The sequence below is a fragment of the Thioclava pacifica DSM 10166 genome (assembly GCF_000714535.1).
Taxonomy (GTDB): Bacteria; Pseudomonadota; Alphaproteobacteria; order Rhodobacterales; family Rhodobacteraceae; genus Thioclava; species Thioclava pacifica.
In genome coordinates this window covers 1-15537 of the sequence record NZ_AUND01000015.1, presented here as the reverse complement: position 1 = coordinate 15537, position 15537 = coordinate 1, and the positions used below count along the sequence as shown (strand labels likewise).

19 protein-coding genes and 2 pseudogenes are annotated in these 15537 nt (G+C 56.5%); 12 read left to right on the top strand and 9 right to left on the bottom strand.

Going from position 1 to position 15537, the window contains the following annotated elements:
- The coding region (locus tag TP2_RS09070) for a hypothetical protein (protein ID WP_206198336.1) at window positions 1-234 on the top strand (234 nt) is incomplete at its 5' end.
- A gap of 76 nt (window positions 235-310) precedes the next feature.
- Window positions 311-586 (top strand): hypothetical protein, encoded by a 276-nt coding sequence (locus tag TP2_RS09065; protein ID WP_038076400.1) that lies wholly within the window; start codon window positions 311-313, stop codon window positions 584-586.
- A 32-nt stretch (window positions 587-618) separates the two neighbouring features.
- On the opposite strand, the gene TP2_RS18285 is transcribed toward TP2_RS09065, so the two are convergent.
- A complete protein-coding gene (locus TP2_RS18285) occupies window positions 619-1536 on the bottom strand; it encodes a helix-turn-helix domain-containing protein (RefSeq protein WP_169739518.1) in 918 nt (305 codons plus the stop codon).
- A 245-nt stretch (window positions 1537-1781) separates the two neighbouring features.
- Here TP2_RS18285 and TP2_RS09055 point away from each other — a divergent pair, with 245 nt between their 5' ends.
- Window positions 1782-2078: a hypothetical protein gene (locus tag TP2_RS09055; protein ID WP_038076397.1), complete on the top strand. Its 297-nt coding sequence runs from the start codon at window positions 1782-1784 to the stop codon at window positions 2076-2078.
- Window positions 2079-2263: 185 nt separating this feature from the next.
- Here the strand turns inward: TP2_RS09055 and TP2_RS09050 are convergent, their stop codons facing one another.
- On the bottom strand, window positions 2264-2728 hold the full coding sequence (locus tag TP2_RS09050; protein ID WP_038076395.1) for a helix-turn-helix domain-containing protein: 465 nt from the start codon (window positions 2726-2728) through the stop codon (window positions 2264-2266).
- 370 nt (window positions 2729-3098) lie between these two features.
- On the opposite strand from TP2_RS09050, the gene TP2_RS09045 reads away from it, so the two are divergent.
- Entirely contained in the window at window positions 3099-3494 is a 396-nt protein-coding gene (locus TP2_RS09045) for a hypothetical protein (protein ID WP_038076393.1), read from the top strand.
- A gap of 427 nt (window positions 3495-3921) precedes the next feature.
- On the opposite strand, the gene TP2_RS09040 is transcribed toward TP2_RS09045, so the two are convergent.
- Window positions 3922-4371, bottom strand: coding sequence for a hypothetical protein (locus tag TP2_RS09040; protein ID WP_038076390.1), 450 nt, complete (start codon window positions 4369-4371; stop codon window positions 3922-3924).
- Window positions 4372-4683: 312 nt separating this feature from the next.
- Here TP2_RS09040 and TP2_RS18500 point away from each other — a divergent pair, with 312 nt between their 5' ends.
- The gene (locus tag TP2_RS18500; protein WP_157617084.1) at window positions 4684-5058 is read left to right on the top strand and encodes a hypothetical protein; all 375 of its coding nucleotides are present in this window, start codon (window positions 4684-4686) and stop codon (window positions 5056-5058) included.
- Entirely contained in the window at window positions 4983-5576 is a 594-nt protein-coding gene (locus TP2_RS09035; protein WP_169739517.1) for a hypothetical protein, read from the top strand. The genes TP2_RS18500 and TP2_RS09035 overlap by 76 nt, the downstream gene beginning before the upstream one ends.
- On the opposite strand, the gene TP2_RS09030 is transcribed toward TP2_RS09035, so the two are convergent.
- Together TP2_RS09030 and TP2_RS09025 are read right to left on the bottom strand one after the other, a co-directional pair.
- The gene (locus tag TP2_RS09030) at window positions 5577-6668 is read right to left on the bottom strand and encodes a hypothetical protein (RefSeq protein ID WP_038076386.1); all 1092 of its coding nucleotides are present in this window, start codon (window positions 6666-6668) and stop codon (window positions 5577-5579) included.
- Entirely contained in the window at window positions 6665-7882 is a 1218-nt protein-coding gene (locus TP2_RS09025) for a COG3904 family protein (protein WP_038076383.1), read from the bottom strand. The genes TP2_RS09030 and TP2_RS09025 overlap by 4 nt, the downstream gene beginning before the upstream one ends.
- A gap of 245 nt (window positions 7883-8127) precedes the next feature.
- Between TP2_RS09025 and TP2_RS18280 the strand changes: the two are divergent.
- The 4 genes and pseudogenes from TP2_RS18280 (at window position 8128) to TP2_RS19065 (ending at window position 10969) form a co-directional block, all read left to right on the top strand.
- Window positions 8128-8855 (top strand): annotated as a pseudogene (locus TP2_RS18280) (IS5 family transposase).
- A gap of 140 nt (window positions 8856-8995) precedes the next feature.
- A complete protein-coding gene (locus tag TP2_RS09010; protein ID WP_038076379.1) occupies window positions 8996-9592 on the top strand; it encodes a DUF6088 family protein in 597 nt (198 codons plus the stop codon).
- Complete coding sequence (locus TP2_RS09005) at window positions 9589-10614, top strand: nucleotidyl transferase AbiEii/AbiGii toxin family protein (protein WP_038076376.1); 1026 nt, start codon at window positions 9589-9591, stop codon at window positions 10612-10614. Before TP2_RS09010 ends, TP2_RS09005 begins: the two co-directional genes overlap by 4 nt.
- Before the next feature lie 34 nt (window positions 10615-10648).
- Complete coding sequence (locus tag TP2_RS19065; protein ID WP_051692399.1) at window positions 10649-10969, top strand: VpaChn25_0724 family phage protein; 321 nt, start codon at window positions 10649-10651, stop codon at window positions 10967-10969.
- 322 nt (window positions 10970-11291) lie between these two features.
- Here TP2_RS19065 and TP2_RS18490 read toward each other — a convergent pair whose 3' ends face one another.
- On the bottom strand, window positions 11292-11441 hold the full coding sequence (locus TP2_RS18490) for a hypothetical protein (protein WP_157617082.1): 150 nt from the start codon (window positions 11439-11441) through the stop codon (window positions 11292-11294).
- Window positions 11442-11776: 335 nt separating this feature from the next.
- Here TP2_RS18490 and TP2_RS18635 point away from each other — a divergent pair, with 335 nt between their 5' ends.
- Entirely contained in the window at window positions 11777-12532 is a 756-nt protein-coding gene (locus tag TP2_RS18635; protein ID WP_240473739.1) for a hypothetical protein, read from the top strand.
- A gap of 22 nt (window positions 12533-12554) precedes the next feature.
- Here the strand turns inward: TP2_RS18635 and TP2_RS08990 are convergent.
- Window positions 12555-13091: pseudogene (locus TP2_RS08990) on the bottom strand (integrase core domain-containing protein); the annotation flags it as partial.
- Window positions 13092-13371: 280 nt separating this feature from the next.
- Window positions 13372-14301 carry an HNH endonuclease gene (locus TP2_RS18485; RefSeq protein ID WP_169739516.1) on the bottom strand — a complete coding sequence of 310 codons (930 nt, stop codon included), beginning with the start codon at window positions 14299-14301 and terminating at the stop codon, window positions 13372-13374.
- A gap of 410 nt (window positions 14302-14711) precedes the next feature.
- On the opposite strand from TP2_RS18485, the gene TP2_RS08980 reads away from it, so the two are divergent.
- Window positions 14712-15113, top strand: a complete 402-nt coding sequence (locus TP2_RS08980) for a hypothetical protein (RefSeq protein WP_051692397.1) — start codon at window positions 14712-14714, stop codon at window positions 15111-15113.
- A 229-nt stretch (window positions 15114-15342) separates the two neighbouring features.
- Here TP2_RS08980 and TP2_RS18630 read toward each other — a convergent pair.
- The coding region (locus TP2_RS18630; RefSeq protein WP_169739515.1) for a hypothetical protein at window positions 15343-15537 on the bottom strand (195 nt) is incomplete at its 5' end.

Genomic DNA, 15537 nt, shown 5'->3' with positions numbered 1-15537 from the left:
CACCACCCGGTGGGACACTGCTTTCACGGAGGACCGCGCATGGAAGATCTTTACAGGAAACGGCAAGAGGAAAAGGCGCGAAGCCGCGCGAAAGATGAAGAACGTCTGGCCAGGGGCGAGGTCACTCCCAGCGAGCTGCAACGGCAGAATATGGTCTTCAAGAACGTGCGTGCAGACCGGGTTGGCTTCGTAAAGAGCCGCGAACCGAAATCCGTCAAGTTCCTCAGCCTTTGAGGCTGCTATGTCTATCGATCAGGAACTGGCTCGAGCGAGAACTCAACGCCCAAGACTCCTCGGCGCGTTGGAGACATTGCTTCGGGCGCGCAATCCGGACCTCGATCTCTTCGTCTCGGCCCTCGCCCATTATGGCGAGCCCGGATTGGCCCATCTCCATCTCTATGGCATCGAGGACGACCACGAACGCAGATCGCGGCTGATGGAATTTGCGACAGCCTGGCTCCTGGAGCGCGGCATCTCGATCGAGCTTCAGGAGGGACGAGACGTCTATGACATTCGTCCATGGCGCGAGGCCGATGGGGGCACGGCTCAAGATATGGGATCTCTGGACGTGCTGGACGAGACCTGAAAGCGCTCGAACCTAGGTCGGCAGAAGAGAAATTACGGGTGACACCAGGAGACTGGTGCGCCCTCTCCCTCTCGAAGCTGGGCGACCTTCCAATGCCCCGTATATCCTCTTTTCAAATGAGCCGCGACGATCTGAAAGCCGCTTTGCGGCCAGCTCTTCGGTGTGTCGACGAAGAGCAATTCCGCAATCCCGAATCCGGTCTCTTCGAGATCCCGCAACCGCGCCTTCGTCGTCAGGTTCGTGAGTGGCGCAAGCCAGACGATATTTTCGCAAACCTGCATCGCGTGCCGCGTGAACGTCCGCAGCTCTGACCAGGGCGGATTGGTGACGACCCACTCCACGCTTTCGCTCCATGCCAGAAAGTCGCGCCCCTCACTGATCTCGCACCAGTTGCGCTCCAGGTGATCCGGGAAATGATCAAAGAACGCCCCTTCCCCGCGCGACGGATCGAGAATGCGCCCCGTCATCGCATGCGAAAAATGATCGATGATTGCCTTGGCCAGATCCGGCGGCGTCATGACACGGTCCTGTTCCGCGTCATTTTTCGGCGGCACCAACCCTCGCCGCTTCGCCAGATCGCTTAGCTCCAGAGGTTTATGGATGCGGAGCAGCCGTAAGGCTGCGGCAAGCGTCGCAACACGCCCGGAAAACTCCGCTTCCAAGGCAATGACCGTCACGCGGCTGCAGCCGATCTTGCGGGCGAGAGCCTGCTGCGAAAAACCGCGCGCACGCCGCCGCTCCATGAGCACGCGTCCCATATGTTTCCCGGGCGTCGTGACACGCCAGCGCAGGCAAAGGACCGGCAAGACGGCCTCGAGCGAAAGGATCGTGCCTGCCCCGCGCTCCAGGGCGCGCAGGGTGGGGATGCTGATCTTGGCGCGGGATGCGAGTTCGGCCTGCGTGAGCCCGCGCCCCACGCGTTCGGCTCTGAGGATCTCGAAAAATGACATGTGCGAAAATCTTTCCATCGAAAGCTCACAGATAGAAAGAAAATGCGACAGAGCGCAACCGCTAGCGCCAGGCGCTCCCGAAAACGAGCGGCAACCAACTCGAGCGAATTTTCCGTGCCACGAAAAATCGCAAACCCGTTTTTTCGCCCCCGGCACCTAGACTGGACGCATCACCGAGATCCGCACCGGATCGTCCCGTTTTCCACCGCCGAGCCTCGCTCGCGCGGTCTCAGGAGATGCATGCCATGGCCCAGCGCCCCTTCACGCCGAATATGCGAAAATCGCATCGCGCAACCAACTTCACCCAGACCGATGCAGCCCTTCTGGAGCGGCTCGTGAACGCGCGGCTGCACGTCGCCGAGCTGATGCTGGAAAAACCAACCTATGCCCCGATCTTCGAGAGGCTGGAACACGAGATCGCGGCGATCGAGGCGCGCCGGATCGAGGATCCGCTGGCGCGCGCGAGGGCGATCCTGCGTGGGCAGCCGAGCGATGCGGCCAGCCCGCCGGAGCCGTCTGATGAGACGCCGGAGCCGTGGTGATTGGGACCTCTCATGTGAATTCTCAGCCCTCGGAGGAATGCGCCTGTCCCCACGCGGCAAGTCGGCCACAATCGCCGACAGTGCTTCGTGCCTCTGCTATGAAAGGCTCAGGAGCATGTTTCTGCGAAGCGCTCCGCCAAGCACGCAGGCATCGAGGAGAGCCGTGAACCGATCAGCGTATCGGCTCATACAAGACCGTCTTCCGCATCCATTGCAGCAAGGTCACTCAAAGCATCAGAGCGAGACGCGTCACGCTTCTCCTTGTAGGCAAACAGATCGTCGGCACGAACACGGCGATGACGGCCGGTCTTCGCAAACGGAATCTCGCCTTCCTCGAGAAGCTTTACCAGGAACGGGCGGGACACATTGAGAAGGTCCGCCGCCTGCTGCGTGGTCAGCTCTGACTCGACGGGGATCACCCGGAACCCGCGACCGCTCGACACAAGCCGCAGCACCTCGAGCAGCGAAGCCGTCAAGGCAGGCGCAAGCGTCACGGTTCGGACTTCACCGCCTTCCAAGGCAAGCGATAGTTTAGTCGGCTCGCCTTCCTTGATCTGGGAAGCGACAATCGTTCTGAGCTGTGCGGCGTTCTTGATCTCGACCTCGTCGGGCAAACGATCAAAAAACGCCCCTTTTCTGAGGGCGTTCATCTTCTCTCTCCGGTTCTCTCTTCTCGTGTTGAATATAGGGTATCCGTCATTCGAAACAATCGCAACATTCGAAATATTCGAAATTTTTAATGTCGTGTAAACAGGTTGTCACCCTTCGCGGGTGGGGGCTACCGAGGCGAGTTTCCGTTCGGCAGCTGCCCTCAAATCGTAACGGAGACAACCGACCGCGCACACGCCGATGAAAATCAGGAACCCGGGATCAAGCGAGGGAATAAGTGGCAGGTTTTGCATGCCCTTTGCGCTCTCCTCTCCAAAATAGAGGCCATCGAAATCCGATTGGTAATTGCGCTGAGTATGCTGCCTCGCTCATAGTTGTCCGCAATTTGACGTAGAAAATTGGAGATGGGCTATGGCCAGAGTTATCGAAAGCTCATTTGGTGACTGCGCGCTCACCACCGGTCTGAGCTTTGGTGGAAAAGTTAAATTTACGATAGTTAAGGGCTGGAAAGCGACCAAGTACGATCAATCCCAGTTCAAGAGTGTCGAGGAGATCGACGCCGAAGTATTCAGGTCCGGCGGCAAAGCAGCGGCAGGGGCTATCATTGGCGGCGTTCTTACGGGCGGAATCGGCTTCCTCGCCGGAGCCGCCTATGGCGGAAGGAAGCGGAAAACCGCGAGCTACCTCATCCACTTCGAAGACGGCGAATACATCGCCTATGAAGAGAAAAACAAAAGCGTGATCAAAGTGTTTGACCGCCTCGTCGAAAAACAAGCGGTACAAATGCGTTTGGCAGACAAGAAATAGACTGTAACTTCAGTCGCGTCAGGTCACCTTAATCTTTCACCGCCCCCACCGCCAGCGCCCGCCGCCTCTCACAGTCGATCAGCGCATTCCCGAGCCGCGTGATTGTCACAGCGTCCGCACTTAGCGTACCGCCTGTCGCCACAGGGTCCCCAACCTGAGCGCGGGAAAACGTGATCGCACGGCTCTGAGCGCCATCAACGGACTACTCGGTCGATGTTTGACCATAGCACCATGCGACGCATCGGCACCTGCGGGGCGCGCGAAGAGCATCCCCGCCCTGTGGCCTCTTCAAAATTCTGACAAGGCTGGTGCTGATCTTGCTAGCAGCCCCCGCCGTTTCCACGGCGGAGGCATTCAATCCGACGGAGTGACCGCGTTGGAAAGTCCATTCGCCGCGGGCGACTGCAGACGGTTTCGACTATCGGCATTACGCCGGCTGTGGCGATTTTTCCTTTAACTTGTGAGCGTCGGCGTCCCGCACCTGCGCAAGCTGACCCTTCCTTTGATGAAGGATTGACGCTTCGCAACCGTCGATTTCGCCGTGCTCGACGATCAATCCACTTTCCGCTGAGAACACAATCGTCCGCAACTCCACGTCGTTCGGAACGATTGTGCTAGCTTGTGCGGCCCAAGAGCTGATGTCGATCGCCTCGGGGCAGTGATCCGTGAGAATGTCGTCAGCAATCACGGCATTCCAGCTCTCCTTGTTCCACCCCCAACCCGAGGCATCCTGCTGGAAGGCCGCGCGCATCATTCCAGGTTCCATGCGAAAGAACCCACCATACCCGATGGCAGAAATAGCCTTTGGCATTCGCCCGACCTTAAAGAAATATCGGGCCACGCCTTGCTCCGCCATGATCTCGAAGAGCCGATCCAAGTGAGCGCTCACTTGCGGAGACAGGGATGATTTTTGCCTCAGATCGAGCGCGCCGGTCGTGCGAGAGACGATCTGACACCGTTCTCGCTGATATATCGCGTCATGCCGACTCAGATCGAAATCCTTCGCCTCTGGGATAACAGGCAGGGGACGGATTACTGAGAGGAGCCGGGGTGAAACCGTTACATTTAGGTCGCCAAGAGCGATCATGCGACAACGCTCAAACCGAACCATTCAGGCACGACGGATCAGAGGTATTGACAGAAGACCGCGCGCAGCTCACGCTCGAGTGAAATCATCTGGTAAACGCCAATGAAGCGTACATTGTCTTTTATTCTTGCTTTTGCCTCCGTTCCAAGCAGCTTGGAGGCACAGGATTGGGTTGTTACTCCAGATCAAGCGCGCTGCCTCCTTAAAAACAAACAAGCGTATCTTGAGAGCGCTGCCGATGTCGTCGTCATCACGATTGGAACCTGTCCGGAAACTGACATCTTCGCAAGCGCGATGGATGGGAAAGCTAACATGGGCGCCGCACCGGATATACATACGGGAGAAGACCGTTCGGCGTCTGGCTATGATGACGTGGTCGTTTACAAGGCATCGGATCTAAAATGTCTGACATCAAACATGATCCGCATGGACGACGAGAAGGCACTTCTGCCAAAGACAGTTCCTTGCAAAAATTGACAACTCTCCAAGGAATAAAGGTCGTAATTGAGCTTCTTGCTGGCTTGACTGTGATCGTTTCTTTGGTCATCGGGCTTATGACTTACAGGGCGCAGCAGGCACAAGTGAGACGAGATGCGACCTTCACTGTGTTGTCGCGGCTCAGCGAGGACCGCCTGCTTGACGTTCAGCGCAGAATTTCATCTGAACTCGCCCGTTCGGAAATCAAGAAATTCAAAGGCGTCAGGGTCCCTCGCGACACGATGGCGACCTATATAGGTAGCCTTGCCGAAACGAGCAGCGACCGGCTTCTCTTCGATCAGGACATCATAACTCTGGTAAGTTATTTTGATGACGCTGAAGTCTGCATCGAAACAAAAACGTGCGACGAAAAAATCCTGAGCGCCCATCTCGACGAAGTTGCTGTCCGATATGCCTGCCTTCTCTTGCCCTATGTGTTCAAGATGCGGGATGAATACCTGCTCACCGGCTTGGGAGATCGCATGTCGCTTCTCGTGAATTACGAGACACGCTGCTAGTCACAAGCAATTTCTGCGCACGAGTAATGACATTCGCGCATCCTGCAGCGGCTCCAGGTCTCGCTCCAACATGATATTATTTCGAATTTGCATTCCGCGCGTGGCGATCGCCAGGCGTCGTGCGCCTAGCACTGCATCCCAAGCCAATTCTGGAATTATGAACTCGAGCCGCGCGCCGCCTTTGTGGACGGGATCATCGAAAATGTCTGCGAGTTGGACGGGAAACTCATTCTCACCAGCTGTTAGATAAAGCAGATCGCGACCCTGCCTTAACTCCTGAACCGAAACGCAACGGCTTCCTATGCATACTTGCTGAGCACTTGAGTCTCGAACTGCCCGAACGTGCTCAAAAGTCAGCTGCAATCGCAAACCGCTGTTATTCGAATAGCAAAACAGACCAATAGTTGGCTGCCCCGGAAATTCGGTCTCTAAAACAATCCCATCCATCATACTCGCCATTCTCCATTGAAGTTGGGCACGTGGCATGGCAATGCGCAAAGATACGGCTAGTGCCTCATCGATCGGAAAGTTAGAACCTGGGCGAAGTTTGGAGACTTCAGCATAAATTTCGGGGCTGACGCCCATCTCTGAAAGGTAGGTAACGAAAAGCCCAACGGCAATCTGCTCTTTCAGGCGATCGAGCGCCGTGAAGGTCCTTTCACTTAGTCCAGCCAGTATTTCCGCATTGTTAGGACGCTCAAATACTAATGCGTTATCGTCTGGCGGGGCGTCACGCTGTATTCCGCCGAGGAACGTGAGCGCACAGCCGCCCTTGCAAAACCCCGGCTCGAAGCCGGACGGCGTCAGACGAGCGATCCGTGTCGCGAGACGGTTACGCCGGATCGCACGTCCAAGCTCCATTGAGGGTTCCAAATCTCCAGCAAGTGAGTTGAGAACAATGGTATCAGCGGAATTTAAATCTAGTTCTGCAAATTGCTTCAAAGTCTCAGATGAGATAGCACCTTCGAAAACCAGAACCGGGCATTCCTTATCGCAAGCGCCGCCACTGCGCGTAACTGCCTTGAATTGCGCATTATCAGCGAAACAAAGTGACGGAATAATTGTTATGATAAGCGCAAAAAATCGCATCATGCGCAATTTTTCCTCATGAGCTTCAGAAGATCGGAACGTCCGTTGTGTGGGAGAACCCCGGAAAGCACGTCCATCAAGAGGACCCCGCTTCCAGTCCTTACTGAGGCGGGGCCATGCTCAGGTTCGTCCTGAGGCATAATCACGAAGCTCGTGTCCCGTGACAACTGGTGGAAAGCCTCCAAGGAAAACTTCAAGTCTAAGAGGAAGCTGAAATCGCCTTCGCTATCTCCAAACAATCCGCCAAAGACAACGGGAACAATCGCCCCAGATTCAAGCTCAGCAGAGGGTTTGTGTATGTTGCCTAGATAGTCGCGAAGATCTCCAGACGCATAGTCTGTATCTACAAAAGTGGAACCATCAGGGGTGCGCCGCAAGAGTTGGACATGAACCATATTCGGTTCACGCGTCATACAGAAGATCCTTTCGCCGCGGTCTCCAGCGCTCAACTCGAGCCGCAGCCCGTCTCCATAGGGTAATATCTGCCATTGATAGCCGATAGAATCTTGCAGAGCCGCTTGTTTGAACGGCTGGTCACCTTCAACAACACCGAATCGCACCGCCTCTTCGTTTGTGAGAAAATGCATCTCTCCGGGAGGCGTTTCGGATGCGACGGTATAAAGATCCGTATGGATTTTCATTTCTATAAGATATTCGATTAGCACACCCACAACATACTGATCTTTAATACGATCCACGCCAGTAAAGGCAGCCTGCTCGCGCTTAGACAATAGGTCGCTGTCAAAAAATTGGTGAAACCCGAGCGTAGTCCTCGCGCCTTTTGCCTCCTCCATCCCTGGTGCCGTAACAATTCTATCTGCTGCACCAAGAAAAGCGTATGCACATGCAGATTGGCAGGTCCCGAGACCGCCCATCGAGTTCGGCATTCCCGTCCAAGCTTGAATACGATGTTTGCGAAACAATCGACCAAGCTCCAATGCGGCCTTTAGGTCACCTCCTGGCGAGTCAAGCCAGACCATTCTGGCTGAAAATATTCCGATGCCGATAGGCTTGGATTCGATCAGCTTTCTAAAGCGTTCGGGAGTATCCGTAGTGATCTCACCGGTAGCCTCTACTGCAATGCACGACGGGCAACCATTGATTGCCCCCTTGTCTACGAAGACCATGGGCTCAGCGCAGGAAGGCACAACGCACCTTATCGTCAAGATCAAGGCAGCAAGAAAGAAAACCTGAGCCTTCTGAAATAATGTGAACATTTCGGCCTCGAGAAAAATCTGTTCACCACTTTACTATGCAACGCCCTCCAGACAAAGCACCAAGATCAATGCGGCTTGCGCCGAATATTACCCCACTGTGCCTGTCTTAACGTTTTTACGAGCGGCGTTAACCAACTTCTAACGCACGCTCGCAAAACCCGCGTTCAAGGTAGGGTCTGGACCCATTAATTGGCTTGCGACCACCTTGCTGACGCGATTCACGCTTCCGAACTGATGGGGGCAAGATGAATAATCTATTCTGGCTGACCGACGAGCAGATGGTGCGGCTACGGCCGTTCTTTCCAAAGAGCCATGGCAAGCCCAGGGTCGATGATCGACGGGTCTTGAGCGGGATAATTTTCATCAATCGCAATGGCTTGCGTTGGTCCGATGCGCCGCCGGAGCATGGCCCACCGAAGCCCCTCTACAACCGATGGAAGCGCTGGAGGTGAGTGGCTGAACGCCACTGGCCCGAGAGAAGCCACGAACGGGGCGTTTTCGCCCGGATGATGGAGGGGCTTACGTACGAGGCCGCAGACCGGAAGACGGTGATGATCAACGCCATCCATCTCAAGGCGCACCGCACCGCTTCGAGCCTGCGGTTGAAAAAGGGGGGCATGGCCGCCCGATCAAGCTCTTCATGACAGCCGGCCAGGTCAGCGACTACACGGGTGCGGCGACCCTCCTGAGCAGCCTGCCCGAGGCCGAATGGCTGTTGGTCGATCGGGGCTATGACGCCGACTGGTATCGTGAAGCCTTGCAGGACAAGGGGAATAAGCCCTGCATCCCGGGCCGGAAGTCCCGAGGCAAGCCCATCAAATACGACAAGCGCCGCTACAAGCGGCGCAACCGTATCGAGATCATGTTCGGTGCGCTCAAGGACTGGCGCCATGTTGCAACCCGTTACGACAGGCGCCCGAAGGTCTTTCTGTCCGCCGCAGCCCTCGCCGCAACTGTCATCTTCTGGCTTTGAAAATTAACGAGTCTGGAGCCTAGCCAGGAAAACTTAGCTGAAAACTCCAGCTTCAAACCGTCCAGTTTTCAGGGGGCCGAGCAGCCTCAGCTTGAAAACTGTCAGAAACTAAACTATATATCTGACACTTGGAGGCGAAGATGCAAACCACATCTCAAGCGATCATGGCCTATGCTGAAGCGCTGCCGGAGGGTGCGACCCTGTCGGCGCGGGAGTTGTTGCACCTTGGAGAGCGTGCCGCGGTGGACCAGGCGTTGTCGCGGTTGGTTCGGCGGGGTGAGCTTATGCGCGTGAAACGGGGATTGTTCGCGCAGCCTGTGAAAACCCGCTTCGGGACCCGGGCGCCATCGGTTGAGGCCGTGGTTGAGCACATTGCGAAATCAACCGGTGAGCGCGTGTCGCAAAGCGGGGCGTCGGCAGCGAACTTGCTCGGCATTTCGACGCAGAATCCATCCCGTCAGGTTTTTTGGACCTCCGGGCCGAGCCGTCATCTGAAGCTCGGAGCGCAAAGCGTCGAGCTTAAACACGTGCCGAGCTGGCAGCTTCGTGCGCCCAACAGCCGTGCCGGGCACGCCTTTCGGGCGCTCGCCTATTTCGGCAAGTCCGAAGCTGCTCATGCTTTGAGGCGCATCAAAGCGACGTTGAACGAAGAGGAGCAGCGGGAGCTTCTGAGCTTTCGCGCCTCTGCGCCGACCTGGATGGCAAAGGAACTTAGCGCGCTAGCGTCATCGCAATGACCGAAAGCCAAACCTATTTTTCGCTGTCGCGCGAAGACAAGATCGACGCGCTGGAAGTGGCCGCCTCGAAACTGGGGCGGCCCGCGGACCTTTTGGAAAAGGACATCTGGGTCGTTTGGGTCCTAAACGCCTTGTTCGACAGTGATCTTGGCGAACACCTGGTATTCAAGGGCGGAACGTCGCTTTCCAAGGTCTATAAGGCGATCGACCGGTTTTCAGAAGATGTCGATCTGACATATGATATCCGGCAGATCATTCCAGATCTTATCAAGGATCCCGACGATCCATATCCGCCAAGCCGCTCGCAAGCTCAGAAATGGACCGAAGCCGTTCGGGATCGCTTGGGCGAGTGGGTGGCGTCAAAAGTGGCCCCCATTTTGTCGGACAAGGTCAAGGCAGCGGCGCTCCCGGCAGAAATCCGTGTGGAAGGTGACAAGATCTATCTGAACTACGACGCGGTGCGCGGCGGCAGCGGATATGTTCGATCCTCGGTCTTCTTGGAATTTGGCGCCAGGTCCACAGGTGAACCGGCGCAGCGTCACGAAGTGGTTTGCGACCTCTCTGGGGCGCTACCTGAATTGTTTACGCCCGTTGCCATGCCTCGTGTGATGATGGCCGAACGGACGTTTTGGGAGAAGGCGACAGCTATCCATGCCTATTGCCTGCGAGGCACGTTTCGAGGCGGCGACCGCTATGCGCGTCACTGGTACGATCTTGATCGTCTGCAGGCTGTGGGTATCGCTGCACAGGCGCTGGAGGATAAGACGCTTGCTCAAGATGTTGCGAAGCACAAACAGCACTTTTTTCGCGAAACCGATCGTGCGGGCGCGACGATTAACTATGCCGATGCCGTCTCAGGGTCGCTTTGCCTGATCCCAGAAGGGGAGGCCCTTGAGGCGCTGGCCCAAGACTACCAGAAAATGCAGGAAGCTGGGCTGCTTCAGTCAGACTCCATCGCTTTCGATGACCTAATGGCTCGTCTGATGGTTCTTCAAGATCAGGCCAATAACCGAGCTGAATGAAGGAGACAGATTTGGTGATGGGCGTGAATCCTTTATGACGTCTAACAATGTCGCGCCGATTGAAGCCATCAAAGAAACGCATCGAGCTTTGGCTGTTTTGCGTGCGCTCGAGCGGGCTCCGTGCTACCGAATGCATGAACTCGTCCTTTTGGATTGGCTCCGAGTAATTGCGCTTGCAGCCACACGAGACGAACTCACTTCGACCGCCTGCTCACTGGAGACCTTCGGCTTGGTGCGGCTGGGCCAATACGACGATAATCGGGTGCTCGAGCTGACTGAGCGCGGTCAAGATGTTGCGTTGGGCCGCGCCACTGCGGAGGGCGTTTTGCGGCCGGGGCCGGACTGCCCTTACTGATCCACTGCCGATGCCTCATGCACGTGTAGTCCTCTGAGCTGAAGGCTGTGCAATTGCGGACAGGGTCGGCTTAGTTCTTTGCAGCATGTCGGATAACCACACTGACGCGCACCAGATTTCCGACTTTCTCGATGAGGTCGGCATGGAAATCTCCGAGAGGAAAGCGCTTCCCGCCAACCTCGACGGATTTCATCTCCAGCTCCCCTCCGACAATACGCACGATGCCGGACGGAGAAGACATCTCTTCTCGCGCAGAGGCCGTCACTGGCGAAAGGGCAAAAGGCAAAATTCGTGATTCGTGAAATAATGCGATTGACAATCGTCAATTGAGGCCATTATGAAGATCATACAAAAGTTTTTTCACGGATTTTGCCTCATGCGAAAAATCATCAGAGAGTATCACCAGATGTGCCGTGCCGAGGGTGTCGAGTTGCTTGGCATTGAGCATCGCGGCCGTCACTTCGCTCTTCATTTCGAGCGAGGCTTTCTCATCGCGGCTTCAACTCCTTCTGACCGTCGCGCCCGACATAACCTCCGCGCAGCGATCCGCCGCATGGATAATTAAAGGACACAGCTATGAATAGGCCCCCCCTTACCCCCGACACGATGACGGCTCAGGTTCGCCGCAACGCTTGGTCGGACGACGAACCCCTTGGACATGTTGCTTACCTCCGCGCATATGAGCATGAGCTTCGCAAATGTGCAGAGCGGCCATGTCTCGCGCTGGAACAGCTTTTCGGGCGTGATGCTGTAGCTGCCCACCTTTTTAAGATGGTGCCTAACGCGCCTCGCGAAGCGGAGAGTTGGGTGAGCCTACTTAGCTTTGGATCCTCTTCGCTGCTTGATGCAGGTTGGCCTGCTGCGAAGTTGCTTGATGACGCGGGACTTTATGGCGTGTTCGGCGTAACACCCGAAGAAGTGCCTTTCGAAAAACGGTCGCATTGGATCGCAACCTTGCCGTTGCGGCTTTTTGATCTCGAGCGTGGCCTGCAGCCTGAGGCGAACGGGGTGATCAGTCGTGTCGTCAACCTTGCGCGCTCCCGCCACGCGCTGGATATCGGGGTCAGTTACGACCACGATTTCGCGGAAATTCCCGGTGTCGTGGATATTTGGTCGCTCGCAATCTTGGGAGGCGTCACCGAGGGACGGATCCGGAACATTCTGTCCAGCGGAGATGGCGTATTGGAACGGATCGATCAAGGGTTGACGGCCGAAAGCGCAGCGACATGGCTTAAGGGGCGCAAGGAATTCTTTGCTTCGATCTGGCAGAAGCCCGACGAAGTGTTGCCCGAGGCGCCTAGCCCGGATTTCTCGGACGAGGTCGTGTTTGTGCCCGTCGCGGCGGATGGCAGCTTTTTCCACCCTGGCCTTGCGCGTGGAGGAAAGTTCATGATCGGCGCCAAGGGCGAGGAATTTCAAAATTCCACGTTTGAGGAGGCGCTGTCGGCTTTGCAGAAGATGGCTACGCCGCGTTGGCGTCGTCCAAATGAGTCAGGCAACTGGGGTATCGTCTCGGGGCGCGACTGGAAGCGGATTGAACGCCGCGAGCTGATGTCGATGTAAGCTGGAGCCCGTTTATGCACCTTTATACCGAAGAGCTTATGGCTCTTCTAAGTGCTGTTTCCCCCGACGTTCCTGATGAAGAAGTCGAGGGTTGAGTTTGGCTCTGTTTCCCCATTGCGGTGAGTTGGGCCGCGAAGGCGGCGGCGGTCTGGTAGCCTAGCGCCGAGTGTGGGCGCTCGGCGTTGTAATCCGCCACCCAATCCGCGACGACAGCGCGAGCATGGTCGAGCCCGTGAAACAGCGTCTCGTTCAATAGCTCGTCCCGCATCTTCGAATTGAAGGCTTCGCAGATTCCGTTTTGCATCGGCTTGCCGGGCGCGATGAAGTGTCAGGACACGTCAGCTTCCTCGGTCCATGCCAGCATCGCGTTCGAAGTGAACTCGGTTCCATGATCGCTGACGATCAAGCCCGGTTTTCCTCGCTTTGCGATCACGGCGGTGAGCTCCCGCGCCACCCGACGTCCCGAAATCGAAGTGTCGACCACGGCGGCCAGGCATTCCTTCGTCACATCGTCGATCACCTTGAAGACGCGGAACCGGCGACAATGCGCGAACTTGTCGAGGATGCCGACGGCAGAGATCGGCGGTCTTCGCACCTGCCTCGGCCTCCCTCAGGATGTCGATGATCTGGGCTTCGTTGAACTTCGATGGCTTCATGGTCCGATCCTTCTGTTGGGTCGGACTCTAGCATCAACTGGAGGAACTGGGGGTCATAGCACGTCGTAGCGGCGCCGTGCGGCAGGATATGCAGGCAATCGAATTCTCGATATGTTCGTTTGAAGATGCCGCTATGAGAACCATTTCGCTGCTCAACATCAGGGAAGTGAAGAAGAGCTTTTTCTATGGCCCAGGCTTGGAAGCAGGGCGATCCAAGTATTCATTCGCATCGATGCCGCGCCGATCGATCATTTCGCGCGGGCAGCGCACGATGCAACCTTGAACACCGTTCCGTTCGACGATCTCAGCCTCAACCGGCGAACCGATCTTAAACCAGCGCGCCTTGCCTGCGACTGGAGGCACGTTGACATAGCCTGCGCTGACATATGCCCTAGGAAAGAAAAAACTCTCAGATGTCTTTCTAGGTTTGTGGGCAAGAGGCGTCTTTGGACGCGTATTCTCTTCTGAAAGAGGCGAAGTTCGGATTTTAGGTGGCCCAGATCCGCGCAGTCGCTCCAGACCATCGAAATCGGATGGAACAGGCTCGCGCAAGCGGGGATCCTCTATGTCGAGCTGCTTTAGCGTAAAACGATCTTTGCCGAAATTGCAGAGCGCACATGAAATCACGACGTTCTCGAGCGAAGACATTCCACCGTGACTATGCGGTTTGACATGGTCATACTGAAGCCAGCACACTTGAAAGGCTGCATGCTGCTCGGCCGGTTTTCTCGAATTCCAGGGAACCGCAGATGGATATAGCCCATGGGCAATCTTGCGTATGTCGGCATGAACGACCGGCAAACCGCAATAGCGACACCTGTATCCATCACGCTCAAGAACCGCTTTTTTTACCGACGACTTGATTGCACGATCGGGATCGCGCTGGGACTTTGGAACACATTCGCTATCGCTTTCCGGATTCCAGAAAACGACATTCTTGCTCACGCCAGTCCATGCATTGTTGAGCCATTCCCAAGTGATTGGACAGTTCGCTTCTTCGAACTTAGCGGCTGCGGTGTCGAAATCCCGTTCGAGATGCGCATCCGCCGCATCAACAAGGGCACGGATTGCTTCATGCACTTCTGAAATCGGCTCTTTGATGAACCTTCGCACGTCGATCGGCTTTCAGTTAAAATATTTACGTTAAGGTAAGCTTGGAAATTGTCAACAACACAAGAAGATGCGATCGCCGCTTCAGGGACCCCGCACAGAGCACGTTAGCGACGTCATTTGCCCGCAGGCAAAGCGGTCGACGAATTTCTCGGCCGGAAACACCTGTGGCTAGCGTGAGCGCCCGACAAGCCAATCTTGCGGCTGCACATGCAACCAAACCCGAATTCGACAACCCAGCGAAGGTCGGCCCTGCAGATGCTCGCCCCCTCTCTCTTGGGTGGCTTGCCGACGCGACTGTCCGAGTTGTCCACATAATTCGACCAAACCGCGGGATTTTCGAGCTTTTCCAAGGCCAGATTTTCGCCCTCCTCGCCTAAACTGAGGTCATCAAGAAAGGAAAGGACAACATCATGCTCGACACCCTCCCCACCTCGGGCCCGCGTCACGACTTCGCCGTCTTCGCGATGAGCCTCGCCTATACCGGCGACGAAATCGCGGCAGCGTTCGAATATATCGACCGCAAGGAACGTCGAACTCACCCTCCCGGGGAATTCGATCATCGCGGGCGCTTCTTCGCCGCGGAACGCACCCTGGCCGTCAGGTTTTGTCGCGCGCCTTCGGCCAGGTGGCCATTCCCCCAAATGCGCGCCGCCCGGACCGCCGATCACTGTGCCGAGCTCTTCGACGTCGAAGACGCGAAACATGTGAAGCGCCTGGCGCTAGCCTTCGAGCGCCGCAGCGCCGGCGAGACACTCGAAGATCTGCGCCGCTTGCTCACCCCCGGCATCCGCGCGCGCCAGGCGCGCAGCTGACGCGCTTCCCCGCGCAATCCTCTGGCGCGGGATTTCGGAGCGAGCCGGAATTCTCGAACCAGAGATGCGCGGGGCGCCCTCGCTGCAGGAGCTGACCCTCTACAAGCTGTCGCGGAGCAAGACGACACCGCCTTCGAACGGCGTCCCGGTCACACACCCGTGATCGCCCTTGCCGGATCCCCGGATTTGCATAAACACCCTTTTAGCAGCTGCAGCATTCTGCTAACGCTCATTTCTGAACGATGTCGGATTTTCGACGCCAGATTGTGACTGCCCCTCCCCCCAGGCTGACCCGAGTCAGCGCTGATGCGGTAGCCTGCCGGAATGCGGCCTCCTGATGGCAGGCCAGCGCGACAAGATCCAGGAAGATGTTCGCTTTCGCATCCTGCGCCTGCTCGAGGAAAACCCTGAACTGTCGCAGCGC

Excerpts from the sequence above, each read along its gene's own strand:
- TP2_RS18285 (WP_169739518.1), bottom strand. The coding sequence starts at position 1,536 with ATGTCATTTTTCGAGATCCTCAGAGCCGAACGCGTGGGGCGCGGGCTC.
- TP2_RS09055 (WP_038076397.1), top strand. The coding sequence starts at position 1,782 with ATGGCCCAGCGCCCCTTCACGCCGAATATGCGAAAATCGCATCGCGCA.
- TP2_RS09050 (WP_038076395.1), bottom strand. The coding sequence starts at position 2,728 with ATGAACGCCCTCAGAAAAGGGGCGTTTTTTGATCGTTTGCCCGACGAG.
- TP2_RS09045 (WP_038076393.1), top strand. The coding sequence starts at position 3,099 with ATGGCCAGAGTTATCGAAAGCTCATTTGGTGACTGCGCGCTCACCACC.
- TP2_RS18500 (WP_157617084.1), top strand. The coding sequence starts at position 4,684 with ATGAAGCGTACATTGTCTTTTATTCTTGCTTTTGCCTCCGTTCCAAGC.
- TP2_RS09035 (WP_169739517.1), top strand. The coding sequence starts at position 4,983 with ATGTCTGACATCAAACATGATCCGCATGGACGACGAGAAGGCACTTCT.
- TP2_RS09030 (WP_038076386.1), bottom strand. The coding sequence starts at position 6,668 with ATGATGCGATTTTTTGCGCTTATCATAACAATTATTCCGTCACTTTGT.
- TP2_RS09025 (WP_038076383.1), bottom strand. The coding sequence starts at position 7,882 with ATGTTCACATTATTTCAGAAGGCTCAGGTTTTCTTTCTTGCTGCCTTG.
- TP2_RS09010 (WP_038076379.1), top strand. The coding sequence starts at position 8,996 with ATGCAAACCACATCTCAAGCGATCATGGCCTATGCTGAAGCGCTGCCG.
- TP2_RS09005 (WP_038076376.1), top strand. The coding sequence starts at position 9,589 with ATGACCGAAAGCCAAACCTATTTTTCGCTGTCGCGCGAAGACAAGATC.
- TP2_RS19065 (WP_051692399.1), top strand. The coding sequence starts at position 10,649 with ATGACGTCTAACAATGTCGCGCCGATTGAAGCCATCAAAGAAACGCAT.
- TP2_RS18490 (WP_157617082.1), bottom strand. The coding sequence starts at position 11,441 with ATGAAGAGCGAAGTGACGGCCGCGATGCTCAATGCCAAGCAACTCGAC.
- TP2_RS08980 (WP_051692397.1), top strand. The coding sequence starts at position 14,712 with ATGCTCGACACCCTCCCCACCTCGGGCCCGCGTCACGACTTCGCCGTC.